Annotated in this window: 25 protein-coding genes and 1 pseudogene; 14 read left to right on the top strand and 12 right to left on the bottom strand. The window is 73.4% G+C overall.

Annotation, left to right across the window (positions count from 1 at the left end; genetic code table 11):
• Positions 1-52 precede the first annotated feature (52 nt).
• Positions 53-1,462: an NADP-dependent succinic semialdehyde dehydrogenase gene (locus AC060L_RS01815; RefSeq protein ID WP_483796507.1), complete on the top strand. Its 1,410-nt coding sequence runs from the start codon at positions 53-55 to the stop codon at positions 1,460-1,462.
• A 69-nt stretch (positions 1,463-1,531) separates the two neighbouring features.
• Here the strand turns inward: AC060L_RS01815 and AC060L_RS01810 are convergent, their stop codons facing one another.
• On the bottom strand, positions 1,532-1,678 hold the full coding sequence (locus tag AC060L_RS01810) for a hypothetical protein (protein WP_483796506.1): 147 nt from the start codon (positions 1,676-1,678) through the stop codon (positions 1,532-1,534).
• Positions 1,679-1,871: 193 nt separating this feature from the next.
• A complete protein-coding gene (locus AC060L_RS01805) occupies positions 1,872-2,663 on the bottom strand; it encodes a VOC family protein (RefSeq protein WP_483796504.1) in 792 nt (263 codons plus the stop codon).
• A gap of 434 nt (positions 2,664-3,097) precedes the next feature.
• On the opposite strand from AC060L_RS01805, the gene AC060L_RS01800 reads away from it, so the two are divergent.
• Positions 3,098-4,141, top strand: a complete 1,044-nt coding sequence (locus tag AC060L_RS01800; RefSeq protein WP_483796502.1) for an AI-2E family transporter — start codon at positions 3,098-3,100, stop codon at positions 4,139-4,141.
• Positions 4,142-4,226: 85 nt separating this feature from the next.
• Here AC060L_RS01800 and AC060L_RS01795 read toward each other — a convergent pair whose 3' ends face one another.
• The 3 genes from AC060L_RS01795 to AC060L_RS01785 form a co-directional block, all read right to left on the bottom strand.
• Positions 4,227-5,672 carry a class II fumarate hydratase gene (locus AC060L_RS01795; protein ID WP_483796501.1) on the bottom strand — a complete coding sequence of 482 codons (1,446 nt, stop codon included), beginning with the start codon at positions 5,670-5,672 and terminating at the stop codon, positions 4,227-4,229.
• A 149-nt stretch (positions 5,673-5,821) separates the two neighbouring features.
• Positions 5,822-6,250, bottom strand: a complete 429-nt coding sequence (locus tag AC060L_RS01790) for a VOC family protein (RefSeq protein WP_483796499.1) — start codon at positions 6,248-6,250, stop codon at positions 5,822-5,824.
• A 199-nt stretch (positions 6,251-6,449) separates the two neighbouring features.
• Positions 6,450-7,334 carry a hypothetical protein gene (locus tag AC060L_RS01785; RefSeq protein ID WP_483796497.1) on the bottom strand — a complete coding sequence of 295 codons (885 nt, stop codon included), beginning with the start codon at positions 7,332-7,334 and terminating at the stop codon, positions 6,450-6,452.
• On the opposite strand from AC060L_RS01785, the gene AC060L_RS01780 reads away from it, so the two are divergent.
• Entirely contained in the window at positions 7,333-7,560 is a 228-nt protein-coding gene (locus AC060L_RS01780; protein ID WP_483796495.1) for a hypothetical protein, read from the top strand. The two genes, AC060L_RS01785 and AC060L_RS01780, sit on opposite strands and share 2 nt — an antisense overlap.
• Before the next feature lie 16 nt (positions 7,561-7,576).
• Positions 7,577-8,029, top strand: a complete 453-nt coding sequence (locus AC060L_RS01775; protein ID WP_483796493.1) for an SRPBCC family protein — start codon at positions 7,577-7,579, stop codon at positions 8,027-8,029.
• Positions 8,030-8,209: 180 nt separating this feature from the next.
• Here AC060L_RS01775 and AC060L_RS01770 read toward each other — a convergent pair whose 3' ends face one another.
• Positions 8,210-10,135, bottom strand: a complete 1,926-nt coding sequence (locus AC060L_RS01770) for a cholesterol oxidase substrate-binding domain-containing protein (protein WP_483796491.1) — start codon at positions 10,133-10,135, stop codon at positions 8,210-8,212.
• Positions 10,136-10,401: 266 nt separating this feature from the next.
• Here AC060L_RS01770 and AC060L_RS01765 point away from each other — a divergent pair, with 266 nt between their 5' ends.
• From AC060L_RS01765 to AC060L_RS01755, 3 genes are all read left to right on the top strand, one after another.
• Complete coding sequence (locus tag AC060L_RS01765) at positions 10,402-11,244, top strand: alpha/beta fold hydrolase (RefSeq protein ID WP_483796489.1); 843 nt, start codon at positions 10,402-10,404, stop codon at positions 11,242-11,244.
• 400 nt (positions 11,245-11,644) lie between these two features.
• Positions 11,645-12,970 carry a S8/S53 family peptidase gene (locus AC060L_RS01760; RefSeq protein WP_483796488.1) on the top strand — a complete coding sequence of 442 codons (1,326 nt, stop codon included), beginning with the start codon at positions 11,645-11,647 and terminating at the stop codon, positions 12,968-12,970.
• Positions 12,971-13,113: 143 nt separating this feature from the next.
• Positions 13,114-14,181 carry an NAD-dependent epimerase/dehydratase family protein gene (locus tag AC060L_RS01755; RefSeq protein ID WP_483796487.1) on the top strand — a complete coding sequence of 356 codons (1,068 nt, stop codon included), beginning with the start codon at positions 13,114-13,116 and terminating at the stop codon, positions 14,179-14,181.
• 72 nt (positions 14,182-14,253) lie between these two features.
• On the opposite strand, the gene AC060L_RS01750 is transcribed toward AC060L_RS01755, so the two are convergent.
• Together AC060L_RS01750 and AC060L_RS01745 are read right to left on the bottom strand one after the other, a co-directional pair.
• Positions 14,254-15,426, bottom strand: coding sequence for a sensor histidine kinase (locus AC060L_RS01750; RefSeq protein ID WP_483796485.1), 1,173 nt, complete (start codon positions 15,424-15,426; stop codon positions 14,254-14,256).
• Positions 15,423-16,223: a response regulator transcription factor gene (locus AC060L_RS01745; protein WP_483796483.1), complete on the bottom strand. Its 801-nt coding sequence runs from the start codon at positions 16,221-16,223 to the stop codon at positions 15,423-15,425. Before AC060L_RS01745 ends, AC060L_RS01750 begins: the two co-directional genes overlap by 4 nt.
• 200 nt (positions 16,224-16,423) lie before the next feature.
• On the opposite strand from AC060L_RS01745, the pseudogene AC060L_RS01740 reads away from it, so the two are divergent.
• The 4 genes and pseudogenes from AC060L_RS01740 to AC060L_RS01725 all read left to right on the top strand — a co-directional run.
• Positions 16,424-17,146 (top strand): annotated as a pseudogene (locus tag AC060L_RS01740) (glycosyltransferase family 2 protein); the annotation flags it as partial.
• Positions 17,126-17,767 (top strand): TIGR04282 family arsenosugar biosynthesis glycosyltransferase, encoded by a 642-nt coding sequence (locus AC060L_RS01735; protein WP_483796611.1) that lies wholly within the window; start codon positions 17,126-17,128, stop codon positions 17,765-17,767. The pseudogene AC060L_RS01740 and the gene AC060L_RS01735, both read left to right, overlap by 21 nt.
• Before the next feature lie 167 nt (positions 17,768-17,934).
• Entirely contained in the window at positions 17,935-18,540 is a 606-nt protein-coding gene (locus tag AC060L_RS01730; RefSeq protein WP_483796481.1) for a methyltransferase domain-containing protein, read from the top strand.
• Positions 18,541-18,744: 204 nt separating this feature from the next.
• Positions 18,745-18,963, top strand: a complete 219-nt coding sequence (locus tag AC060L_RS01725; protein WP_483796479.1) for a dodecin — start codon at positions 18,745-18,747, stop codon at positions 18,961-18,963.
• Here the strand turns inward: AC060L_RS01725 and AC060L_RS01720 are convergent.
• On the bottom strand, positions 18,926-20,350 hold the full coding sequence (locus AC060L_RS01720) for a glycosyltransferase 87 family protein (protein ID WP_483796477.1): 1,425 nt from the start codon (positions 20,348-20,350) through the stop codon (positions 18,926-18,928). The genes AC060L_RS01725 and AC060L_RS01720 overlap by 38 nt on opposite strands.
• 34 nt (positions 20,351-20,384) lie before the next feature.
• Between AC060L_RS01720 and AC060L_RS01715 the strand changes: the two genes are divergently transcribed.
• From AC060L_RS01715 to AC060L_RS01705, 3 genes are all read left to right on the top strand, one after another.
• On the top strand, positions 20,385-20,585 hold the full coding sequence (locus AC060L_RS01715) for a hypothetical protein (protein ID WP_483796475.1): 201 nt from the start codon (positions 20,385-20,387) through the stop codon (positions 20,583-20,585).
• 120 nt (positions 20,586-20,705) lie between these two features.
• Entirely contained in the window at positions 20,706-21,821 is a 1,116-nt protein-coding gene (locus AC060L_RS01710) for a molybdopterin-dependent oxidoreductase (RefSeq protein ID WP_483796610.1), read from the top strand.
• Positions 21,822-21,835: 14 nt separating this feature from the next.
• Positions 21,836-22,282: a hypothetical protein gene (locus AC060L_RS01705; RefSeq protein WP_483796473.1), complete on the top strand. Its 447-nt coding sequence runs from the start codon at positions 21,836-21,838 to the stop codon at positions 22,280-22,282.
• Between the two features lie 60 nt (positions 22,283-22,342).
• Here the strand turns inward: AC060L_RS01705 and AC060L_RS01700 are convergent, their stop codons facing one another.
• The 3 genes from AC060L_RS01700 to AC060L_RS01690 form a co-directional block, all read right to left on the bottom strand.
• Positions 22,343-23,191, bottom strand: coding sequence for an S-methyl-5'-thioadenosine phosphorylase (locus AC060L_RS01700; protein WP_483796472.1), 849 nt, complete (start codon positions 23,189-23,191; stop codon positions 22,343-22,345).
• Positions 23,192-23,336: 145 nt separating this feature from the next.
• Positions 23,337-23,879, bottom strand: a complete 543-nt coding sequence (locus tag AC060L_RS01695) for a DUF4383 domain-containing protein (RefSeq protein WP_483796471.1) — start codon at positions 23,877-23,879, stop codon at positions 23,337-23,339.
• 221 nt (positions 23,880-24,100) lie between these two features.
• On the bottom strand, positions 24,101-24,283 hold the full coding sequence (locus AC060L_RS01690) for a hypothetical protein (RefSeq protein WP_483796470.1): 183 nt from the start codon (positions 24,281-24,283) through the stop codon (positions 24,101-24,103).
• Between the last annotated feature and the right edge of the window lie 355 nt (positions 24,284-24,638).

The raw sequence follows: 24,638 nt of genomic DNA, 5'->3' as shown, positions 1-24,638 counted from the left end.
TGCTGTGTGGCGCCCGCGGACTCCGTGGCCCGCGCTCCCGAGGAGACGACCGATGGCGATCGCTAGCGTGAACCCGGCGACCGGACAGACGCTCAGGACCTTCGAGCCGTACTCCCCCGAAGCCGTCGAGCAACGCCTGGCCCGGGCGGTGCAGACCTTCGCCGAGTACCGGCTGAGCGACTTCGGCCGCCGGACCCAGCTGATGCACCGGGCCGCCGAGCTGCTGGACGCGGACCAGGAGACCATCGCCCGGCTGATGACCACCGAGATGGGCAAACCGGTCACCGCCGCCCGGGCGGAGGCGGCCAAGTGCGCGAAGGCGATGCGCTGGTACGCCGACCGGGCGGCCCAGTTGCTCGCCGACGAGCACCCGGCGGCCTCGGACGTGGTGGACGCGGGTGCGGACAAGGCCTGGGTGCGCTACCGGCCGTTGGGCGTGGTGCTGGCGGTGATGCCGTGGAACTTCCCGCTCTGGCAGGTCGTCAGGTTCGCCGCGCCCGCGCTGATGGCGGGCAACGTCGGGCTGCTCAAGCACGCTTCGAACGTGCCGCAGACCGCCCTCTACCTGGAGGACCTGTTCCGCGGCGCCGGGTTCCCGAACGGCTGCTTCCAGACCCTGCTGATCGGCTCGGGCGACGTCGAACGGGTGCTGCGCGACCCGCGGGTGGCGGCCGCGACGCTGACCGGCAGCGAGGGCGCGGGTCGGGCGGTGGCCGCCGTGGCCGGGGACGAGGTCAAGAAGACCGTGCTGGAGCTCGGCGGCAGCGACGCGTTCGTCGTGCTGCCCTCGGCCGATGTGGCGGCCGCGGCCCGCACCGCCGTGACCGCGCGGGTGCAGAACAACGGGCAGTCCTGCATCGCGGCCAAGCGGTTCATCGTGCACACCGACGTCTACGACGAGTTCCTGGCCGCCTTCACGGCCGGCATGGCAGCGCTGCGGATCGGCGACCCGATGGACGAGGCGACCGAGATCGGGCCGCTGGCCACCGCGCAGGGCCGGGACGAGCTCGCGGAGCTGGTCGCGGACGCGCGGGCGCTGGGCGCCGGGGTGGAGTGCGGCGGCGAACTCCCGAAGGACCTTCCACCGGCCCTGGCCGAGGGCTGGTACTACCCGCCGACGGTGCTGACCGGGGTCACCCCGCGGATGCGGATCCACCACGAGGAGGCCTTCGGCCCGGTCGCCACTGTGTACCGGGCCGCCGACCTGGACGCCGCGGTCGAGCTGGCCAACGACACCCCGTTCGGGCTCAGCTCCAACGTGTGGACCCGTGACCAGGGCGAGCAGGAGCGCTTCGTCCGCGACATCCAGGCGGGCGGCGTCTTCTTCAACGGGATGACCGCCTCGCACCCGGCACTGCCGTTCGGCGGCGTGGGCCGGTCCGGCTACGGCCGGGAGCTCTCCGGGCACGGGATCCGCGAGTTCTGCAACGCGACCACGGTCTGGGTCGCCGCCGGACGGTGAGACGGCTGGTCGGTGGGACGACCGATCGGCGGGATGGCCGGTCGGTCGAGCGGTCAGTTCGCGCTGAGGTCAGTTCTCGCTGAGGACGGCGTACCACTCGGTGTCGCCGCGTTCGAACGGGTCGTTGGACTCGATCTCCTCGGTGACGGCCGCGCTGCGACTGACCTGCTCGCTCCAGATCGCTGACTCACCAGGACCGGTGTTGTCACGTTCCATTCTGGGCCTCCTTCGGCTCGTTGATCGTGCGGCCAGCGGTACCCGGACGAGTCGCACCCAAACCGAGCAGCGGCCTGACCCACCCGATCGGCCGACACTCTCCGGAATTTCGGTATGACTGTCCGACTTCGACGCCACACTCTGGGTACGCACGATCCTGACATGACAATCACCCGGCAGCGAGCTCGACGGCTCAGCCTTCGGCCGGACGGCTGAGCAGCGAGAACCGGCCGCCCTGCGGGTCGCGCAGGTGGGCCACCCGGCCGTACGGGCTGTCCTGCACCTCGCCGAGCACGTCGGCGCCGAGACGCTCGGCCAGCTCGACGGCGGCATCGGTGTCCGGCACCGAGAAATAGACGTTCCAGGTCGGCCGCGCCTCCGGGTCGGTGGCCACCGCGATCGCGGCCACCGTGCGGTTCTCGGTGCGCAGCACCACCCGGTCATGCTCGTAGCGGACCTCCAGCTGCGGCTTCTGCCGGGTGTCCCAGGCGAAGACCTCGCCGTAGAAGAGGGCCGAGTCGAAGGCGTCGAAGGTGCGCAGCTCGATCCAGACCGGCGCGCCCGGGAGCGAGAGGAAGCTGGGGCCGGTGCTCGTGTCCCCCTCCCAGATGCCGAACGGCGCGCCCGCGCGGTCGGAGGCGATGGCCAGCCGACCGGCGTCGAAGCTCAGCGGGCCGATCGCGACCGTGCCGCCGCGGGCCCGGACCCGTTCGGCGACCGCGTCGGCGTCCTCGGCGCCGAAGTGCGTGGTCCAGGCGACCGGGAGCTGCAGGTCGGCGGAGGCACTCAGACCGGCCACCGCCACGCCGCCGACCAGCGCGCGGACGTACGGTCCCCAGCGGTCCGGGCCCCGGCTGAAGGTCCAGCCGAGCAGCGGCCCGTAGAAAGCCTGCGCGGCGTCCAGGTCGCCGGCCGTCAGGGTCACCCAGCTCGGGATCGCCGGCACGCACCGCACCGCCGGGCCGGTCACCGCTGCCTCAGTCATCGCTGCGCCTCCTGCTGTGCTGCTGGTGTGTGCCGTCTGCTCCCGCCGGGAGCCAAGCGCTGTCACCCGACCCGGCTGCACGACCGAGGCACGCGGTTGGGGTGTGCGCCCGAGTGCGCGGCCGAGCCGCTCGGCCACGTCCGCGGGGCCCGGCGTGCCCGGATCCGACCGTACCCGCCGCACGCCCGGGTCGCACGGACGTCGCTGCACGGGCGCGGCAGCGAACTCCGTGCCATCGTGGACAGGCGGCCCTGACGCGTCATCGGCACCGACGCTCCGTCGGGTGACGGCCCCGGTGGTCGCGAAGCTGACGACCGGTCGGCTCGCGCATGGGCGATGGCTGTACCGGCAGCACGTTGTATGGGCAGCACGGAGGGGACGACGCGAGGGTGGCGGCACCGGTGTCCGAAGCACGGCTGAGCGAGGATCGGCCGGTGACCGCCCAGGACGGGCGGGTCCGCCGGTCATGGTTCCCGATCGGCTTCGGACTCTCCCTCGGCGCGCTGGTCGCGTACGTGATCGTGCACGCGGTGCTCCGGATCAGTGGTCTGCTCACGCTGGTCCTGCTCGCGCTCTTCCTGGCGATCAGCCTGGAGCCGATGGTCACCTGGCTGATCCGGCGCGGACTGCGCCGGCTCTGGGCGGTGACCGCACTGGTCCTGGTGGTGCTGGCCGCACTGACCGGCTTCGTGTCGCTCGTCATCCCACCGCTCAGTACCGAGATCAACGCCCTGCTCAAGGCGATCCCCGGCTGGCTGCAGCAGCTGCACGACCACCACTCCGCGCTGGGCCGCCTGGAGGACCGCTACCACCTGATCGACAAGGTGAAGCAGCAGCTCAGCGGGAGCAACACGGCGACCGTGGTGAACGGGCTGCTGGGCGCGGGCCAGATGGTGCTGAGCACGCTGACCGCACTCGTCGTGGTGACCACGCTGACGCTGTACTTCCTCGCCGGGCTGCCGACCATCAAGGCCTACGGCTACCGGTTCGTACCGGCCTCCCGGCGGCCGCGGGTGGCCGGGCTGGTCGAGGAGGTGGTGCTGCGCACCGGGCGGTTCATGCTGGCCAACCTCGCCACCTCGGGCGTCGCGGGCCTGGCCACGTTCCTCTGGCTCGAGGCCTGGAACGTGCCGTACCCGGCCGTCCTCGGCGTCTTCGTCGCACTGATGGACCTGGTGCCGGTGGTCGGCTCGACGATCGGCGGCGTGGTGGTCTCCCTGGTGGCGCTGGTCGTCTCGCTCCCGGTGGCGCTCGGCACCGCGGCCTTCTACATCGTCTTCCGGCTGGCCGAGGACTACCTGATCATGCCGCGCGCGATGAAGTACGCGGTCGCGGTGCACCCGGTGGTGACCGTCCTCGCGGTGCTGGTCGGAGCCGCGCTGCTCGGCATCATCGGTGCGCTGGTGGCAGTCCCGGTGGCGGTCGCGGTGGGGCTGCTGCTGGACGAGGTGGTGTTCCCCCGGCTGGCGCAGCGCTGATCCGGAGCACCGCCGATCCGGATCAGCACCCGCCGAGCGGCGGCCGCCCTGGTCAGAGGCGGGACAGGGCTGGATCAGGGGCGGGTCAGGGGTGCGTCATCCGCAGCACGTCCAGCGCCTCGTCCAGCTGGGCCTCGGTCAGCAGGCCACGGTCCAGATAGCCCCGGTCCAGCACCACCTGACGGATCGTCTTGGACTCCGCGAGGGCCTGCTTGGCCACCTTGGCGGCCTCCTCGTAGCCGATGTACCGGTTCAGTGGGGTGACCACGGACGGCGAGGACTCGGCGTACTCACGGGCCCGCTCGGCGTTGGCCGTGATGCCGGCGACCGTGCGGTCGGCCAGCAGGCGGGCCGCGTTGGCCAGCAGGGCGACCGACTCCAGGAGGTTGCGCGCGATGACCGGGAGCATCACGTTGAGCTCGAAGTTGCCGCTCGCGCCGGCCATCGCGACGGTCGCGTCATTGCCGACCACCTGGGCGGCGACCATCGCGACCACCTCGGGGATCACCGGATTGACCTTGCCGGGCATGATCGAGGAGCCGGGCTGCAGATCCGGCAGGTTGATCTCGCCGAGCCCGGTCCGCGGTCCGGAGGACATCCAGCGCAGGTCGTTGACGATCTTGGTGAAGCCGACCGCGATCGTCCGCAGCTGCCCACTCAGCTCGACCAGCGCGTCCCGTGCGCCCTGCGCCTCGAAGTGGTTGCGTGCCTCGGTGAGCGGCAGACCGGTGGCCCGGGCCAGCTCGGCGATGACGGCGGCGGAGAAGCCGGGCGGCGTGTTGATGCCGGTGCCGACCGCCGTGCCGCCCAGCGGCAGCTCGGCCACCCGGGGCAGCGTAGCGTGCAGCCGCTCCTGCCCGTAGCGGACCTGCGCCGCGTACCCACCGAACTCCTGGCCGAGGGTGACCGGGGTGGCGTCCATCAGGTGCGTCCGGCCGGCCTTGACCACGGTCGCGAACTCGTCCCGCTTGGCCTCCAGTGCGGTGGCGAGGTGCTCCAGCGCGGGCAGCAGGTCCTCGGTCACCGCGGCCGTGGCGGCGATGTGGATCGAGGAGGGGAAGACGTCGTTCGACGACTGGCTCGCGTTGACCTGGTCGTTCGGGTGGACCGAGCGGCCCAGCCGCTCACCGGCCAGTGTGGCGAGCACCTCGTTGGTGTTCATGTTGGAGGAGGTGCCGGAGCCGGTCTGGAAGACGTCCACCGGGAACTGATCGTCCCACCGGCCGTCGGCGACCTCCGCGGCAGCCGATCCGATCGCCTCGGCGACCGGCGGCTCGACGATCCCCAGCTCGGCATTGACCTTCGCGGCGGCGGCCTTGATCCTGGCCAGCGCCGCGATGTGCGCACGGCCCAGGCGCAGCCCGGAGACCGGGAAGTTCTGCACCGCGCGCTGGGTCTGCGCCTGCCACTTCGCGGCCGCGGGGACCCGCACCTCGCCCATCGAGTCGTGCTCGATCCGGAACGCGCCCTCACCCGCGGCGCCGCCTCCGTCGGCTCCGGCCGCCCCGCCCGGCGTCTGCTCGTCTCGCATCGCACCGCACCTCTCGTCGAACACTTCTGCCATCCGGCTTCATCAGTTCCGTCCAGCACAGCCCGGTCCGGCCACCAGGTATTTCCGCCGGACCGCATGATCACCCGTTCGAGCTATCAGCCCAGCCGACGCGACCGGCGGGCGGCGGCTCAGGAAGCGGCGGTCTTCGTCTTCCGGGGTTCGCCCCGGTAAGTGCCGAACGACCAGCGATTGCCCTCGGGGTCGCGGGCGGCGAAGTCGCGCGAACCGTAGTCCGTGTCGTGCAGCGGGGTGAGGATCTCGGCGCCGGCGGCCACCGCCCGGGCGTGCAGCGCGTCGGGATCGGCGGTCACCACGTAGGCGCCGAAGCTGCCCGGCCGCAGCGCCCAGTGGTCGTCGTCGGGATCCTCGCGGACCGAGCCGAGCATGATGCCGCCGCCCGCCGGCCAGCTGAGCTGTGCGTGGTCGACGGTCTCGCCCTCCCCGTAGACCACGGTCTCCTCGAAACCGAAGGCCTCCACCAGGAAGTGGATCAACGCCCGGGCATCACGTGCCCGCAGCGTCGGCCAGACCTGGGGCGCGGGAGCGGAATCGGTCATCGGGACCAGACCTCCTCGGTCGTGCTTCGGTGCTGCAGTGCTTCTGTGCTGCAGCGCGGTATCTCCAGCTTGCCGTCCGGGAGGCTGCTGCGCCTCGGACGTCCCGGCACCGGCGCGCCGCGTATCCGGTACCGCTCGACGGCCGGCACCCGTCGCAGGGGCAGGGCCGCGCCGGGTGCACGTGGCCCAGGAGCTGCGGCTACTGCAGGATGTTGACCGCCCGGGCGACCACCAGCACCACCGTCAGCAGCGATACCGCGGACTGCAGCATCATCAGCAGCTTCGCCCAGAGCGACAACGGCATGGTGTCGGTTGGGCTGAACGCGGTGGCGTTGGTGAAGGCCGTGTAGAGGTAGTCCAGGAAGCCCGGCTCCCACTCCGGCGGCGCGATGCCCTGCTGCTGCATCTGCGGGAAGAGGAAGTCGGGATACTCCGCCGTCCCATGGGCCCGGGCCACCGGGCCACCGCGGTCCCACTCCCAGTACCAGAGGGCGAAGGCGATGATGTTGGTCGCCCAGACCGCGCCGCCGGTGCCGAGCAGTGGCAGTGCGCCGGTGCTTCCGCTGCCGTGCACCAGGTCGTGCACCAGTTTCACCGCCGACCAGCCGTTGGCCAGGCTGATCGCCGCAACCAGGGCCAGGCTGAGCCAGCGCAGCAACCGCGAGCTGCGCTCCAGGCGTCGCGGGTTCATCGCCGTGAGCGCGATCAGCAGGCCGATCTCCAAAGACGGCAGCACCCATCGCGGGTGGATGCTGAGGCGGTCCGGCAGGAAGATCTGCAGAGCCACCGCGCAGAGGATGACCACGGTGACGGACCACCGCTCCTCGCCCTCGGTCTGGGTCTGCCAGACCGGCTTGGGCCGAGCGGCGGCGAGGCCGGGGGTGCCGGGATCGGTCTCCTGGGGCGCATCCAGCAGGGACTCGATCCGGTCGAGCCGGTGGCGCAGCATCTCGGCGAGTTCGTGCGCGCCAGGGGCGGGGCCGGGGGCAGGGGCAGCCTGGCCGCTGGCCGGCTCGCCGGCCGGCCTGCTCCGGTCAGCGGGCGGCGTGGCCGGCACCGGGTCATTCTGGTGATCGTCAGTCATGGCGGACATTCTGCTCGGCCGGTACCACAGCCCGGTCGCGCAGGGCCTGATCAGCACCGATCCGCTGCTGCGGGCCGGGCAGCGGCGGGCCCGGCGGACGGGCAAGAACGGCGCCGGGGCTCAGCCGGTGCCCCGGTCTCTCAAGGGCCGCTCACGGGCACGGCGGTTCGCCGTGCCCGGGCCGTCGGTGTATCGCACACTCGGCGCACTGGAAGAGCATGAGTAGAGCATCGGGAGAGCGCATGGGCCCCAAGCCGAGCTTCGTCTACGTCAGCTACCTCGAAAGCACCCCGGAGCAGGTCTGGCACGCACTGACCGAACCGGCGGCAACGGCCGCGTTCTGGGGCCACAGCAACGTCTCCAGCTGGGAGCCCGGTGCACCCTGGGAGCACCAGCGGACGGACGGTACGCGCACGGCCGACGTCGTCGGCACCGTCCTGGAGAGCGTTCGACCGAGCCGCCTGGTCAGCACCTGGGCGCTGCCCGGAGAGGAGCCGACCGGCGGTCCGAGCCGGGTGAGCTTCGACATCGAGGCCTATCAGGGCATCGTCCGTCTGACCGTCACCCACGAGAACCTGGCCGACGAGGCCGAGCGGGACGTGGCAGCACACGGGTGGGCGGCTGTCCTCTCCAACCTGAAGTCGTACCTGGAGACCGGGTCTCCGCTCCCGGTCAAGCCTTGGTCGATGCCGTAGTCGGCGATTGCCGCAGTCGCCGCGGTCGGCGCGCGGCGCTTTGAGATCACGGTCTGGAGTTGAGAAGGAGCGGTCGGGACCGGGGACCGGGACGCGAGTCGGTCCCCGGTGTCGCTGGGCGGGTGCGGGTGCGCCGCGTGGCCGATGGCCGGTGGCCGGTGGCCGGTGGCCGGTGGGGCGTCAGCGGAGCAGGGTGTCGAGGAACGGGTTTCCGAAGATCCGGTGGGGGTCGTAGCGGTTGAGGGTGGCGACGGCCTGGTCCCAGCCGGGGCCGCCGCCGGCGCGCTGGCTGTCGGGGATCACCCGGCCGATGACGTCGGGATCGGCCCAGGTGGCGTCGGCCGTGTAGGCCCAGCCCTTGGACCACTCGACGCGCAGCGCGGCCCGGGTGCCGTCGAAGGTGCTGAGCAGGTACTGCTCCAGATCGTGGCCGAAACTGTGCAGGCCGGGGGTGCCGGGCAGGGTGAGGACGTCGAACCAGACGGCCGTGTCCCACTCGGGGTGGTCGGGGCGGGGGCGGACGGCGGAGAGCAGCGGCGGGAGCGCGCCGGGGACGCCGCTGACCGAGGGGTCGTCCAGGCCGGTGACGCGGATCTCCACCGCACCGTTGATCGGGAACTGGCCGCGTGACTGGTAGGCCGTCAGCAGGTTCTGGTAACCGTTGGTGACCTGGTTGACCACCCACTGGACGTCGGACCGGCGGGCGAGCACCGCGTATCCGTTGGCCGTCATCCGCAGGGTGGTCGGGCGGACGTACTGGAGCAGCGTGCGGGACGGGCCCCAGAGGTCGGAGCGCAGGCCGTCGCCGAGCAGGTGGGTGACGGCGTCCAGGGTGAGCAGGTCGCGGAGCAGCGTGCCGGAGAGCAGCACGTCGGTGAGGTCCCCGGTCAGGCCGATCTTGGCGATCAGATACTGGAGTTGGCCGAAGACCGGGGCCAGCGCCCAGGATCCGCTGACCAGTTCGCCGGCCAGCGTCGCGACCGGTGTGGGGATGATGTCGGAGAACGGGTAGTTGTACGGCTGGTCGACCGCGCGGGCGGCGAAGGGCTGGTCCGGGGTGATGCTCCAGGACTTGAGCCAGGGGAAGTCGGTGAAGGCGAACCAGATCGCCTCCACCCGGCCGTCCCGCTCCAGGAAATCGGCGAAGGTGTTGCCGCTGTCGGCGCCCGGGGGCGCGAAGAGTTCGGTGGCGGGGATGTCCACCCGGCTGACGCAGCGCAGGTTCTGGTCGGCGCCGGCCCGCAGCACGGCCTCGGTGACGAAGGCCCGGCCGAGGTTCACCAGGAACGCGGCGGAGTCCGGCTCGGAACGGTCGAAGGTGCGCAGTGCGAACCGGCCGGCGGTGTCGTCCCAGACGACGGCGGTCAGGCTGGTGACCAGGTTGCTCACCGAGCCGTAGCCGTGGCCGGGCAGCGGGTTCTCCGCGGCGGCCGGCACGGCGGTGCCGTGGCCGCCGATCGCCAGCACGCCGCCGAGCGTGACATCGCCCGGTGCGGGACAGCTGGTGACGCCGAGCCCCTGGCCGGCCAGGTAGGAGAGGATCTGCTCCATGTCGGCACCGGCCTGGGCCCGCACGGTACCCGGCTGGCCGCCGGCACCGATCGCGGTGAGGTGGACGGTGGTGTCGACCAGCAGGACCTGGGTACTGGCCGGGGTTCCGTCGGCCACGGTGAGTGGGGACCAGGTGTGCCGGAAGCCCTGGGCCCGCAGGCGCCAGCCCTGGGAGTAGGCCCAGTTGGCGAGCGTCACGACGTCATCGGGGGTCTGCGGGGAGCAGGTCCAGAGCTGGTCGGCATGGATCTCGCCGGCCCAGTTCTCGAACGCCTGCCGATAGACCGCGATACCGGCGGGGAAGGCGGGCGGCGGCAGCACGCCGTCGGTGACACCGACGAGCGGCGATGCCGTGCCGGTCGAAGTCGTCTCGGCAACGGCGCGATCCGCAGCGATCGCTCCGCGCAGCAGCCACGCGGCGCCGCCGAGAGCCGCGGAGCCGGCCAGCAACCGACGCCGCGTCAGGCCCGCTCTTGCGTCCGCCACGGACCCGTCGGCGGCCGACCCATCGGCCGTCGCCCCGTCGGCCGGCCCGGTCGAGTACTCCTGTGCCATGTCGCCCTCCCTCGTCACACGCGCTGATCGTCACACGCCCTGAATGGCACCGAACGTAGAGCCGAATGGCTCGGACGCGCCCGAGAGTTCTCGATCATTCATCAGTTCGAGTGAACCGACGCCGCACGAGGAAATTTCCCGTGCAGAACGCGCTGCTTCTCCAGTCACCGGACCGCCCCCGAAGCCCGGCAGCCGAGCCGCCCGTGCTAACGATAAGCAGTCCACACCACACACCCCATAGTCCTGCTCGTCACAGGAGTTGACTCATGGTCACAGCGACCGCCACCGAACTCGCCGTCGGTCCTTACACCTTCGACGCACTCGCGGCCGGCCCCGCCGATGGCGAGCTGGTCCTGCTGCTGCACGGCTTCCCGGAATTCGCCGACTGCTGGCGGGCCGAGATCGAGGCGCTCGCGGCGGCCGGCTTCCGGGCGGTCGCCGTGGACCAGCGCGGCTACTCCCCCAAGGCGCGGCCGACCGAGGTCGCCGCGTACGCGGTGCCGGAGCTGATCGCCGACGTGCTCGGCTTCGCGGACGCACTGGAGGCCGAGCGGTTCCACCTGGTGGCACACGACTGGGGTGGCCTGGTCGCCTGGGCGCTGGCCTCGGCACACCCCGAGCGGCTGCTGACCCTCAGCGTGCTGGCCACCCCGCACCCGCGGGCCCTCGGGCGCGCGCTGGCCGGCGACGGCGACCAGCGGGAGCGCTCGCAGTACATCCAGGCCTTCCGCGAACCGGGTCACGTCGCCGAGCAGAAGCTGCTGGCGGACGACGCGGCCAAGCTCCGGGCCGTCTACCGGGGCGTGCTGTCGGGCGACTTGCTCGCGTCGAACGTGGAACGGCTGGCGGACGGCGCGCTGACCGGCGGGCTCAACTGGTACCGGGCGCTCGGCGAGAACCTGTCGATACCGGCCGGTGAGATCACCGCGCCGACGCTCTTCGCCTGGGGCACCGAGGACCAAGCCCTGGGGCGCGAGGCCGCCGAGCTGACGGCCGAGTACGTGACGGCGCCCTACCGCTTCGCGCCGCTGGAAGGCGCCACGCACTGGCTGCCGGAGGCGGATGCCGATCGGGTCATCCCGCTGCTGCTCGCGCACCTGACGGGCTGAGCCGGACCACCCCGAGCGCGGCCGCCCCCGCCGGCATCCAGGGCAGGGGCGACCCCGCCGCCGCACGGTCCTGCGACCGCTGTGACGCCTATTGACGCGGCCGGTCCCGCGATGTGAGTGTTGCACCGGCACACCGTCCATGCACACATCAACTGCCGTCCGCGCACAGCGAGTAGCCCGTGTGCCGGGCGATGCTGACGGCCCGTCGGCCTGCGGACCGCGGCGCCCACCCGGCGTGGCGTTCCCATCCGTGCCGGCTGCACTTCGAAGCGTACGAGCATCACGAGGTCGATGTTGACGTGTCCGCGCCAACATACGTCGAACGCGCCTGCCCGATGGACCGGCCGCGGTACCCGTACCGGGTCGGTCCGCCGTGCGGTCGGTGAGAGGAACCCTTTTGATGAACTTCCGTAAGGCCGCCGTGGCGGCGTTCGCGGTCGGCGTGTTGGCCACCGCCCCCATCCTGCTGCCCGCCACCGCAGCCCAGGCGCAGGGGCCGGCGAGCCCGCAGATCGGCTCGGCGGCGAGCCTGCCCAGCCCCCAGCTCGTCGGCCGGGGCACGGCCCAGGTCTGTGCGGGCATCGCGCGCGGCCGGTGCATGGCCCAGGTCGTCACCGTGGCTCCCGGTTCGGCCAAGGCGCTCGTGACCGGCACCCCGGCCGGGTACGGACCGGCGGACTTCGCCGCCGCCTACAACCTGCCGGCCGGCAACTCCGGCCCGGCCAACACCATCGCGATCCTCGACGAGGGCGCGTTCCCCACCCTCGAGGCCAACCTCAACGCCTACCGCGCGCAGTACGGTCTGCCCGCCTGCACCGCGGCCAACGGCTGCTTCAAGCAGGTCAACGAGCACGGCGGCGCGCCGCTGGCGGCGGGCACGACCGCCGCCGAGAAGAACTTCGACGAGCAGGTCGGCGTCGAGACCGCGCTGGACGTCGACATGGCATCGGCCGCCTGCCCGAGCTGCCACATCCTGGAGCTCACCGTCAACCGGGACATGACGACAAGTCAGGACCAGGCGGCCGAGGACTTCGGCGTGGCGATGAACACCGCGGCGTCGCTCGGTGCGTCGGCGGCCAGCGTCAGCTACCAGTTCGCCCCGGACGCGACGCTCGACCTCGGCCAGGCGGCCCGCGACTTCTACCACCCCGGCATGGCGATCACCGCCTCCTCCGGTGACGGCGGCTTCGAGGGCACCCCGTCGGGCTGGCCGCAGAACCTGCCCACCGTCACCTCGGTCGGCGGCACCGCGCTCTACCGCAGCCCCGGCGCCGGCCACAACGGCTACACCGAGGTCGCCTGGGACGGCTCCGGCAGCGGCTGCGCCGCCGAACTGCCGCCCGCGCTCGGTCAGCCGACCAGCGTCTCGGCCAACTGCGCCGGTCACCGCGCCGGTTCGGACATCTCCGCGGACGCCGACCCGACCACCGGCGCGGCCATCTACGACGACTACACCCCCTTCTCCGGTCAGGCCCAGACCTGGCTGACGGTGGGTGGCACCAGCCAGTCCAGCCCGTACATCGCCGGCGTGTACGCCCGCGGCGGCAACCTGGCCGACGTCGAGGGGCCCAACACGCTGTACGCCGACCCGTCCGCGGCGTTCAACGACGTCACGCTCGGCCAGAACGCCCCGGCGAACAGCGGCTGCACCGTGCTGTGCACCTCCGGCACCGGCTGGGACGGCCCGACCGGCCTGGGCACGCCCAACGGCCTGTCCGGCTTCTGACAGCGCGACGGTCGTCGTAGACGGCGTGGCATCGGCCCCGGGTCGATGCCACGCCGTCCGTCGGCCGCCGCGCTCCTTACGGAGTTCTGACAGCAGGCCGCAACCGCACCGGATGCCGTCTGCCCGCCGCTAGCGTCAGGGCCATGGAGATTCTGCTCACCGGCGGCGCCGGGTTCATCGGCTCGGCGATCGCGGACCGCCTGGTCCGGGCCGGGCACCGGGTGCGGGTGCTGGACGCGCTGCTGCCCGCCGTGCACCCGGACGGCCTGGCCGGCGTGACGCTGCCGGACGAGGTGGAGTTCACGCACGGCGACGTGCGCGACCGGGAGACGGTCGAGCGGGCGCTGCGCGGCGTGGACGCGGTCTGCCACCAGGCCGCCATGGTCGGGCTGGGCCAGGACCTGGCCGACGCGCCCGAGTACGTGAGCTGCAACGAACTGGGCACCGCCGTGCTGCTGGCGGCGATGGCCGGCGCGGGGGTGCGCCGCCTGGTGCTGGCCGGCTCGATGGTGGTCTACGGCGAAGGGCGCTACAGCTGCGCCGAGCACGGCGTCGTCGCGCCGGGTCCCCGGCTGGAACGGGAGTTGGCGGCCGGCCGGTTCGAACCGCCGTGCCCGCGGTGCGGCGCGGCGCTGCTCCCCGGGCTGGCGACCGAGCAGGCGCCGGCCGATCCGCGCAACGTGTACGCCACCAGCAAGCTGGCCCAGGAGCACCTGGCCGCCGCCTGGGCCCGGGCCTGCGGCGGCCGCGCGATCACGCTGCGCTACCACAACGTCTACGGGCCCCGCATGCCGCGCGACACCCCGTACGCGGGGGTCGCGTCGATCTTCCGCTCGGCGCTGGCCGCCGGGCACGCGCCACGGGTCTTCGAGGACGGTGCGCAGCGGCGCGACTTCGTCCACGTCGCGGACGTCGCGGCGGCGAACGTGCTCGCGCTGACCGCGCTGGACGAACGCCCGGACGGCAGCGCGCGGGTCTACAACACGGGCAGCGGCACGGTGCACACGGTCGGCGAGATGGCCCGCGAGCTGGCGGCGGCCTGCGCGGGCCCGGCGCCCGTGGTGACCGGCGAGTACCGGCTGGGCGACGTCCGGCACATCACCGCCGACTCGCAGCGGCTGCGCACCGAACTCGGCTGGCGCCCGGCGGTCCCGTTCGCCGCCGGGATGGCCGAGTTCGCCGCCGCACCACTGCGCGGGCGCGCGGGCTGACACCGCCTGGTCGCCCGGCCGGCCAGGCAACGTGGCGGCCGGGCAACCAGGCAAGCCCCCCGGCCGCGCGCACTACACCAGCGCGGACGCCGCCGGAAGCGCGATCTCGAAGCAGCAGCCGCCGTTGACGTTGTGCACCGAGGCCCGGCCGGCGTGCGCCTCGACGATGCCCCGCACGATCGCCAGCCCGAGGCCGGCCCCGGTGTCGCCGTGGTGCTGCACCGCTCCGCCGCCCCCGGCCTCCGCCCCGCGCGCCGGGCGCGGCGTGCGGGCGCTGCCGCCGCGCCAGCCCGTCTCGAAGACCCGAGCCAGGTCGCCCTCGGGGATCCCGCCGCAGCCGTCGGTCACCGAGAGCACCACCTCACCGGCCTCACGCCGAGCCGCCACCGCGACCACGCCGTCGGTCGGGGTCGAGCGGATCGCGTTGATCAGCAGGTTGCCGAGCACCCGGGTGATCTCCCGGCCGTCCACCTCCACCGGTGCGGGCTCCACCCGCTCCCCGGTCAGGTGCACGCCGCGCTCACGGGCCAGCGGGTAGGCGCCCGCTATCGCGTCGCCGACCAGGTCGTAGACCGAGACCCGGGACGGCGACAGGGTCAGCGCGCCGGCCTGGATCCGGGAGAGTTCGAAGAGGTCGTCCACCATGCCGGTGAGCCGGTCCACCTCGGTGCGGATCCGGCCGTGGTAGCGGTCCGGATCCTCGGCCACGCCGTCCTCCAGCGCCTCGGCCATCGCCCGCAGGCCGGCCAACGGCGTGCGCAGGTCGTGCGAGATCCATGCGATCAGCTCGCGCCGGGAGGACTCCAGCGCCTGCTCGCGCTCCCGCGACTCGGCCAGCCTGGCGCTGGTGGCGGCGAGTTCGGCGCTCAACTCGGCGAGCTCGGAGCCCAGCGGGCCGGTCGGCGCGGCGAAGCCGCCCTCGCTGCCGACCGTCCGGGCGGCCACGGTGAGCGCCCGGCTACCCGCGACCACCCGGCGGCCCAGCAGCGCGGCGGTGACCAGCGACACGACGGCGGCCATGCAGGTCACCGTGATCACGACGCCGAGGTCGTGGTGCGACAGGAACATCGCCTGCGCCACCGCGAGCGTGCCGGTCGTCATCGCGAGCACGGTCACGACGGCGACCACGAAGAGCGAGAGCGCGAGCGAGCGACGTTGCAGCAGCCGGACGGCCGGCCAGCCGAGCAGGCCGGCCGCGCCCGCACCGAGCGCCGCGAAGAGCGCGATCAGCAGCAGATCCTTCACGCGGACGCACCTCCGGCGGCAGCACCAGCGTCGGGCGCGTCAGCACCGGCCGGCCCCACCCCGGCGACCGGGTCGAAGCGGTAGCCGACGCCCCAGACCGTACTGATCAGCACCGGCGCGGCCGGATCGTCCTCGACCTTCTCGCGCAGCCGCCGCACGTGCACGGTCACCGTGGAGAGGTCGCCGAAGTCCCAGCCCCAGACCTTGTGCATCAGCTCGTCCCGCCCGAAGGCCGTGGCCGGATGCTTGGCGAAGAACGTGAGCAGGTCGAACTCTCGCTGGGTGAGCGCGAGTTCACGGTCACCACGGAAGGCCCGCCGGGCCTGCACGTGCAGCGTCAGATCGCCGACCCGCAGCGGCGCCTCGACGCCCGGCGCCGCGGCCGGGGCGCTCTGCCGGCGCAGCACGGCCTGGATCCGCAGCACCAGCTCGCGCGGGCTGAACGGCTTCGTCACGTAGTCGTCGGCGCCCAGCTCCAGGCCGAGGATCCGTTCGGACTCCTCACCCTTCGCGGTCAGCATCACCACGGCCGGACCGTCCCCGCCGCCGGGCCGCAGTCGCCGGCAGACCTCCAGGCCGTCCATCTCGGGCAGCATCAGGTCGAGCACCACCAGGTCGGGGCGCCCGGCGGCGGCGCGGGCCAGCGCCTCCAGCCCGTCGGCCGCCCGGTCCACGGCGTAGCCGGCCCGGAGCAGGTAGCTGCTGACCACCTCGGCGACCGTCGGGTCGTCATCGACCACCAGGATCCGGGCGGCGGGCCGGGCGGCGGGTCGGGCGGCGAGCGGATTTTCTGTCACGCTCCGAGGATAGGGACCCGACCTGAGTACGCGCGCCGGTGCGGGAGCGCCGTAGGACTTCCGTAAGAAGCCCGGGAGCGCCCCCCACGCACACACACACGCGCCACGGCAGCGGCTCCCGGTGACAGCCCGCGCCCGTACGACTTCCGTAAGGTGCCGTAGCGGTCCCGCGCGGGGTCCGGCTGCCTAGCGTGGAGCCCGTGACCTCTCACCTCCCCCCTCCTTCCGGCGACGTCCCTTCCGTCGACGTCGTCCTGCCGTGCCTGGACGAGGCGGCGGCGCTGCCCTGGGTCCTCGGCCGGATCCCGGCCGGCTGGCGGGCCATCGTCGTGGACAACGGCTCCCGCGACGGCTCGGCCGAGCTGGCCCGCGAGCTCGGCGCGACCGTGGTGCACGAGCCGCGCCGCGGCTTCGGCGCCGCCTGCCACGCCGGACTGCTCGCCGCGGACGCCGAACTGGTCTGCTTCCTGGACTGCGACGGCTCGCTCGACCCGGCCCAACTGCCGCGCGTGGTCGATCCGGTGCTCGCCGGCGCGGCCGACCTGGTGCTCGGACGGCGGCGGCCGACCGCGCGCGGCGCCTGGCCGCCGCACGCCCGGCTGGCCAATGCCGTGCTGGCCCGCCGGCTGCGCGCCCGCACCGGCGCCCCGCTGCACGACCTCGGCCCGATGCGCGCGGCCCGCCGCGAACGGCTGCTCGCCCTGGGCCTCGGCGACCGCCGCTCCGGCTACCCGCTCGAGATGGTGCTCACCGCGAACGCCGCCGGTCTGCGGATCGCCGAGGTGGACGTCGACTACCGGCCGCGCGCCGGGCGCTCCAAGGTGACCGGCACGCTGCGCGGCACCCGGCAGGCGGTCCACGACATGCGCGCGGTGCTCGCCGCGCCGCCGCCGACGCTGCTGGTGATCGCCAAGGCCCCGGTGCCGGGCCGGGTGAAGACCCGGCTGACCCCGCCGTACTCGCCCGAGCAGGCGGCCGCACTGGCCGAAGCCGCGCTCACCGACACGCTGCGCACGCTCGGCACCGTGCCCGCCGGACGCCGGCTGCTGGTGCTCGACGGCGCGCCGGGCGACTGGCTGCCGCCCGGCTGGCAGGTGGTGCCGCAGGTGGCCGGCGGCCTGGACGAACGGCTGGCGGCCGCCTTCGGGCACGCGCCCGCCGAGGCGCCGGCGCTGCTGGTCGGCATGGACACCCCGCAGCTGCGGGCCGAGACGCTCGCCGCACCGCTGGCGGCGGCTGCCCGCGGCGGCGCCGACGCGTGGTTCGGACCGGCCGCCGACGGCGGCTTCTGGGCCCTGGGGCTGGCCCGGCCGAGCGCCGAGCTGGCGCGCCGGGTGCTGCTCGGAGTGCCGATGTCCACCCCGCACACCGGCGCCGCGCTGCTGGCACGGCTGACCGACGCCGGCCTGAGGGTCCGTCAACTCCCGGAGCTGACCGATGTGGACGGCGCGGCTGACGCCGCCGCGGTCGCGCGGCTCGCGCCGGACGGCGCGTTCGCACGCTGCTGGCGGAGCCTCGGCGCAGCGGTCGAGGTCTCGGGGTGACGGCGGCGCCTCAGACAGCACAGCAGGCGGCACAGCAGGCAACACAGCGAACAGCGATCGGCGTCGCCCCCCGCGCGGAGCCGCGGATCGCGCCGCCCCGCTCGCCCCGACCAGCCCGATCACCCCGATCACCCCGGCCATGGACCGACGATCCGTTCGCGGAGGCGATGCGAACCGGGCGCGGGCCGCTCTGGCTGCGCCGCGCGGACGGCGAGCGGCACCTGCTGGAGGTCGAGCGGTGGTGCGCGCCGCCGGACGCCGCGGACCGCAGCCTGCTGCTGCGCTGCCTGGTGGCCGGGCGCCCGGCGCTGGACATCGGCTGCGGTCCCGGCCGGCTGGTGACCGAGTTGCTCGCGCTCGGTCTGCCCGCGCTCGGCGTCGATCTGACCGGCGCCGCCGTCGCCCGCACCCGGGAGGCCGGCGGGGCGGCGATCTGCCGCTCGGTCTTCGACCGGCTGCCCGGCGAGGGCCGCTGGGGCACCGCGCTGCTCGCGGACGGCAACCTGGGCATCGGCGGCGACCCGCGCGCGCTGCTGCGGCGGGTCGCCCAGTTGCTCGCGCCGGACGGCGTGCTGCTCGCCGAGGTGGAGCCGGGCCCGGTGGACGAGCGGGTGCAGGTCCGGGTGGAGGACGCCACGGGGTGGAGCGGACCGCCGTTCGCCTGGGCCCGGCTCGGCGCGGACGCGGCTACGGGCTGCGCGGCGGCGGCCGGCCTGCGCGAGCTGGAGCGGTGGGCGGTGGCGGGGCGCAGCTTCGTCGCCCTGGGCCGGTAACGCGCAAGGGGCGGGCCGACGGTCATCCGTCGGCCCGCCCCCCGGTGTTGGCCCGCCCCCCGGTGTTGCCCCACCTCGCCCAGCAACCCCAGCGCTCCGGCGAGCGGGCCCCGGGCCGATGCGTCACGGTGGTAGCAGCGCCGAATCCGACCGGCCCCGCCGGTCAGGCCCAGGATCTGTCCGGCCCAGTTCACGGGAGCAGTCATGACCGAGCACACCTACCGGGTGACCGAGATCGTCGGGTCCTCGCACGAGGGGACCGACGCCGCGATCCGCAACGCGCTGACCCGCGCCTCGCAGACCCTGCGCAACATCGACTGGTTCGAGGTCGTCCAGGTGCGCGGACACGTCGCGGACGGGCAGATCAAGCACTACCAGGTGACCGTCAAGATCGGCTTCCGGCTCGAAGACCTCCCCGCCTGAGCCTCACCGCCCAGGCCGACCGACCACCCTCGGCCGCTGCCCGACCGGCCGTCCAGCGCACCGCCGCCCCGGCCAGCACGAGGCCCAGCGCCACCGCGTACGCGGGCAGCTGGGCCTGCGTGCCGTACAGGTAGGCGACCTGCCCGGCCGCCGGGACGCCCAGCCACTCCCACCGGCCGTCCAGCCCGACCAGCGCCACCACGAGCAGCCCGTACCACGGGTAACCCGGCGTCAGCGCGAGCAGCGCGGTCCCGCTGACCAGCAGCGCGCCCCGCCACGGCCGGTCCGGGTCGCCCCGGCGCAGCACCACGAACACCGCGAGCAGCACCGCCAGCACCGCACCCGGCGCGGCCAGCCGGTCCGGCAGCAGGACCCGGACCAGGCCGAAGCGCTGCACGTCGCCGCTGCCGTCCTGCTGGTAGCCCTCCTCGTGCAGGTAGCCGGGCAGGAAGCCGAGCACCTTGGTACCCGAGAGCAGCAGGTACGGCAGGTAGCTCAGCAGGAACACCGCGGCGGCGGTGGCGAGCAGCCACACCTGCTCCCGGCGCGAACGCCGGTCCGCACGCCCGTCCGCGCGCCGGGCCAGCAGGCCCGACAGCGCCCCCGGTAGCACCAGCGCCGGAATCAGCTTGACCGCCGCCGCAGCGCCGAGCGCCGCACCGCCCGGCCGACGCCGGCCGCCCGCCGTCAGCGCCAGTCCGGCGACGGTGAGCAGCGCGCCGAGCGCGTCCACGTGTGCGTCGTTGACGGCCCAGACGGCCGTGCCCGGGAACCACCCCCACAGCGCCGCCCGGCGCCGCCGTTCGGGCGGCAGCACGACCAGCAGCAGCGCCGTCGTGCCGACCGCGAGCAGCGCGCCGCCGGCCTGCGCGGCGCGCACCCCGTGCCCGTGCTCGACCGCGTGCAGGCCGAGGAACCAGAACTCCGCCACCGGCGGGTAGATGGTCGGCACGGACGGCCGGTTGACGTGGCTGCAGAAGCCGCCGGCCGCCCGCCGCAGGTCCCAACCGACGCAGTCGCCGCCGGGCGGGAAGAGCGCGGGCGCCTGCGCGCGCAGCCCGGCCAGCTGCGGGGCGTCCGGCGGATACGCGTACGGCGAGTGGCCGGCCGCCTGCACCTGGCCGTCCCACAGATAGCGGTACGCGTCGTCGCTGGTGCGCGGCGCGACCAGCAGCGCGCTCGCCGCGACCGCGACCGCGCCCAGCAGCACCAGCGGGGCCACCCACCGGGTCGGGAGCGCCCGCAGTGCGAGCAGCGCGGCGGCGAAGAGCAGCAGGTCGCAGGGGTACCAGAAGGCGAGCGGCGCGCGGTGGCCGAGCGTGCCGCCGCCGGTGAACGTGACGGCCAGCGCGGCGGTGAGCGCGGCGAGCACGATCGGGCAGAGCACCCAGAGCAGCCGGCGCCACCGGAGACGAGCAGCGGTGACTGAGGCGGAAGACGTGACGGAGGGCGCCGCGGAGGACGCGGCAGCAGGAGCGGACACCTCGTCACCCTCCCACCGCGACGGCGCCCGGCACCCTCGCGACGGCACGCCGTACGACTTCCGTAAGCAGCTCGCCCAGCAGCTCGCCGCACGGCACGGCGCCCGGCACGGTCGGTGGCCCGACGTACGACTTCCGTAATCACGTCGCACCCCCGCAAAGCCGCCACGCGGCGGTCTGATGGTGGACGTGAAACCTCACCTCCCCAACCCGTTCCGCCCCGGCCTGCCGAAACTGCCGAAACTGTCGGAGCTGCCGAGACTGTCGGAGCTGCGCCCCCCGGTGACCGAGGACTCGTTCCGGTCCAAGCTGCACGAGCCGCGCACCGCCGTGGTGATCGGCCGCTGGCTCGGCGCTGCCCTGCTGATCTGCTTCGCCACCGGCCTGACCAGCCACCTGCTCCAGGACCCGCCGAGCTGGCTGCGCGACCACCTGCCCAGCCGCCCGGTGGACGGCTACCGGGTCACCCAGGGGCTGCACGTGATCAGCGGGATCGCCGCGATCCCGCTGCTCGGCGCGAAGTTGTGGACCGTGTACCCCCGGCTCTTCGAGTGGCCGCCGGTCCGTTCCGTGCTGCACGCGCTGGAGCGGCTCGGCATCCTGCTGCTGGTCACGTCGATGCTGCTGGAGCTCTTCACCGGGCTGCTCAACACGCTGCAGTGGTACGTGTGGCCGTTCCCGTTCCGCCAGACGCACTTCTGGCTCGCCTGGGTCGCGGTCGGCGGTCTGCTGCTGCACATCGCCGCCAAGGCGCCGCTGATCGCCGAGAACTGGCGCCGGATACGGCCGGGGCAGGCCGAGCGGCGCGGGTTCCTGACCGCCGTCACCGCCTCGGTCGCGCTCGTCACGCTGACCACCGCCGGGCAGAGCGTGCCGTGGCTGCGCCGGCTGGACCTGTTCGCCCCGCGCCGCCCGGACCTCGGCCCGCAGGGCCTGCCGGTCAACCGCACCGCCGCCGCGGCCGGCACCACCAGCACGCCCGCCGACTGGCGGCTCAAGGTCAGCGGGCCGCAGCCGTACGAGCTGAGCATGGCCGAGCTGCTCGCGATGGACCAGCACGAGGCCGAGCTGCCGATCGCCTGTGTGGAGGGCTGGAGCGCCTCGGCCCGCTGGCAGGGCGTGCGGATCAGGGACCTGGTCGCCCGGGCCGGCGCGCCGCCGAGCTCGCGGCTGCGGATCACCTCGCTGGAGGCCGGCGGGCCGTACCAGGTCACCGAGATGGAGGCGACCTACGCGCGCGACCCGCTCACGCTGCTGGCGCTGCGGGTGAACGGCGAGGTGCTGGCCCCCGACCACGGCTACCCGGCCCGGGTGATCGCCCCGGACCGCCCGGGCGTACTGCAGACCAAGTGGGTCAGCCGGCTGGAGGTGCTGTGATGCGGGGTCCTGTGATGCGACGTGCTGCGGTGCGCACGGTCCGGACGCTGCTCGCGCTGGCCGGAGTCGGCGTGATCGGCTTCGGGATCTACGGCCTACTGCACGACCCGTACGTCAACGACCCGCTCGACGTGCTGGTCTGGGCGGTCGGCGGCGCGGTGCTGCACGACGGGCTCTGGCTGCCGCTGGTCTGCCTGGTCGGCGCCGCACTGCCACGGGTCTCCTGGCACGTGCGCGGCGCGCTGATCGTCGCCGCCTCGGTGAGCGCCGTGGCCGTGCCCGCCGTGCTGCGGCACGGCCAGGGCAGCAACCCGACCGTGCTGGCCCTGCCCTATCTGCGCAACTGGCTGCTGACGCTGGCCGCGATCGCCGTGGTCACCGCCCTGGTCACCCCCCTCAGGTCACTGCTGCTCCGTCTCCGCAAGCGCCGCAGCCGTGGAGACGGGAGGCCTGAGACGTGAGAGCCGGGCCCGCCGCCGTCGTACCCAACGGCGGCGGGCCCGTAAGCAGAAGCAGTCCACTCAGAAGCCGTGCAGCCCGGTGGTCACCCCGTCCAGCGCATGCGAGCAGACGCAGTCCCGCTCGGTCGGCAGCGCCTCGACGGCCTTGAAGAGCACGCCGCGCAACCGGTCCACATTGCGCGCGAACACCTCCAGCACCTCGGCGTGGGTGACGCCCTCACCGGTCTCCACCCCTGCGTCCAGGTCGGTGACGAGCGCCAACGAGGTGTAGCAGAGCCCCAGTTCGCGGGCCAGCACGGCCTCGGGATGACCGGTCATGCCGACCACCGACCAGCCGTTCGCGCTGAACCAGCGGGACTCGGCCCGGGTGGAGAAGCGCGGGCCCTCGATCACCACCAGCGTGCCGCCGTCCACGGGTTGCCAGTCCGCCGAGCGGGCGGCGGCGAGCGCGGCGGCCCGCCCGGGCGGGCAGTACGGGTCGGCGGTGGAGACGTGCACCACCTCGGGAACGCTCCCGTCGGGCAGCGGCAGGCCGTCGTAGTACGTCTGGATCCGGCCGGACGTCCGGTCGATGAACTGGTCCGGGACGAGCAGCGTGCCGGGGCCGTACTCCGCGCGCAGGCCGCCGACCGCGCACGGGGCGATCACCTGGCCGACACCGAGCGCGTGCATCGCCCACAGGTTGGCGCGGTAGTTGATCCGGTGCGGCGGGATCCGGTGCTCACGGCCGTGCCGGGGCAGGAACGCGACCCGGCGACCGGCGATCTCACCGAGGAAGAGCGAGTCGCTCGGCGCTCCGTACGGCGTGCCGACGGTGATCTCGGTGACGTCGTCGAGCAGGGCGTAGAGACCGGAGCCTCCGATCACCCCGATCTCCGCTCGCTGGGCGTGCTCGGCGGTCGCGGTCATGGCGAAGCCCCTTCGTTCGGTGCCGGACGGTTCCATCTGGCACCTTACGAGGGGCTTCGCCCTCTTGCTCCCCTGCCGCTCCTTACCGAATCCTGTCGGTGGCGATCAATGATGATCAGTCATGACCAGTGGTGATTGTTGGTGCTCAGTGATGAACGGTCGGCCGCAGCACGGTCTTGAAGGCCGGCACGTGCCAGCGGCCCTGCAGCTCCTCTTCCTCGCTGAGGTCACCGCCGTGCCGCTGCTGCCAGTACGGGTTGTCGTGCGGCAGATGGCCGCTGACTCTGCCGTACATGCCGAAGGTGGCGATGAGCAGACCGAAGGCGAAGCTGAAGATCACATTGGCCATCCGGAACGCCAGGTGGTTCCAGCTGCTGTCGAGCGCGATCAGGCCGACGAAACCGGCCACGAAGAAGATCCCGCCCACCACCATGTTCAGGTTGGAGGCGAAGTTGCCGCCGACGACGGCGCCGATCATCAGGATCCCGCCGAAGACGATCGACAGGATGCCCAGCGAGCCGTTGCTCGAGATGCCCGCGATTTCCTTGCCGTCGGTGCTCAGATATCCGGGCGAACCGGCCAGCCCGAAGCAGCCCCAGATCAGCAGCAGCAGACCGCCGAGTCCGGCGCCGTACCGGTAGACCTGGGCCAGGCGGTGGTCAACGGGAAGTTCGTCCTTCAGTTTCATGACGGCCTCCACCGGAAGGAGTCGTGACCGGGGCGCGTGAACCGCGCTCCCAGTCCAAGCTACGCCCGCCCGGCACACCCGGCGCGGCGCTCCTGATCCGGCGCTCCCGGCCCGGCCACCGCCGGTCACCGAAGGACACGGAAGGCCACGGAAAGCCACCGCTCGCATGCGGCCCGGTGCCACGCCGGCCGGTGGGGGGCGGCCGACGCGGCACCGAGCGGTCAACGCGGGTACTCGTCGTCGTCGACGGGTACCTCGCGGCTCTGTTCGAAGGCGTCCCCCTCGTCCGCGGCCGAGGCCAGCGGGTGCTCGCCCAGCGGGTGCACCAGCTCGTCGGCGGGCGGCTCCGGGTCCTCCGGATCCAGCGAGTCGACCATGAATTCAGCAGCGGCGTTGTCGGTCATGACCTCACCCCAAACGGTTCCGGGGCCACGGCGGCCACTGCGGCCCCGCGATCCCCGTAACTCCTACCCGACAACACTTACCCGACCCAGCGGCTCCCACTCGGCACCCTCCCCCACGCGTCGGCGTGTTGCCCGGCCCGCGCGGTCCGGCGACCTGCCGGTAACCGGGCGGTGAGTGTCCGGTGAGCGGCTGCGGCGGGGCCTAGGTCCAGGCGGTGTCGCGACGCTTACTGATCATCTGACCGGTCATCAACTGCTCCTCCCTCGAACGACATACTGCGGACACGGAGACCGGCCGGTCGGTGCCTCCCCCCGTAGAGGCACCGACCCGGCCGGACTCGGTCGACCATGACCT

This window comes from Kitasatospora sp. NEAU-69 (genome assembly GCF_057158765.1).
This window is presented reverse-complemented; position numbering and strand designations above follow the sequence as displayed.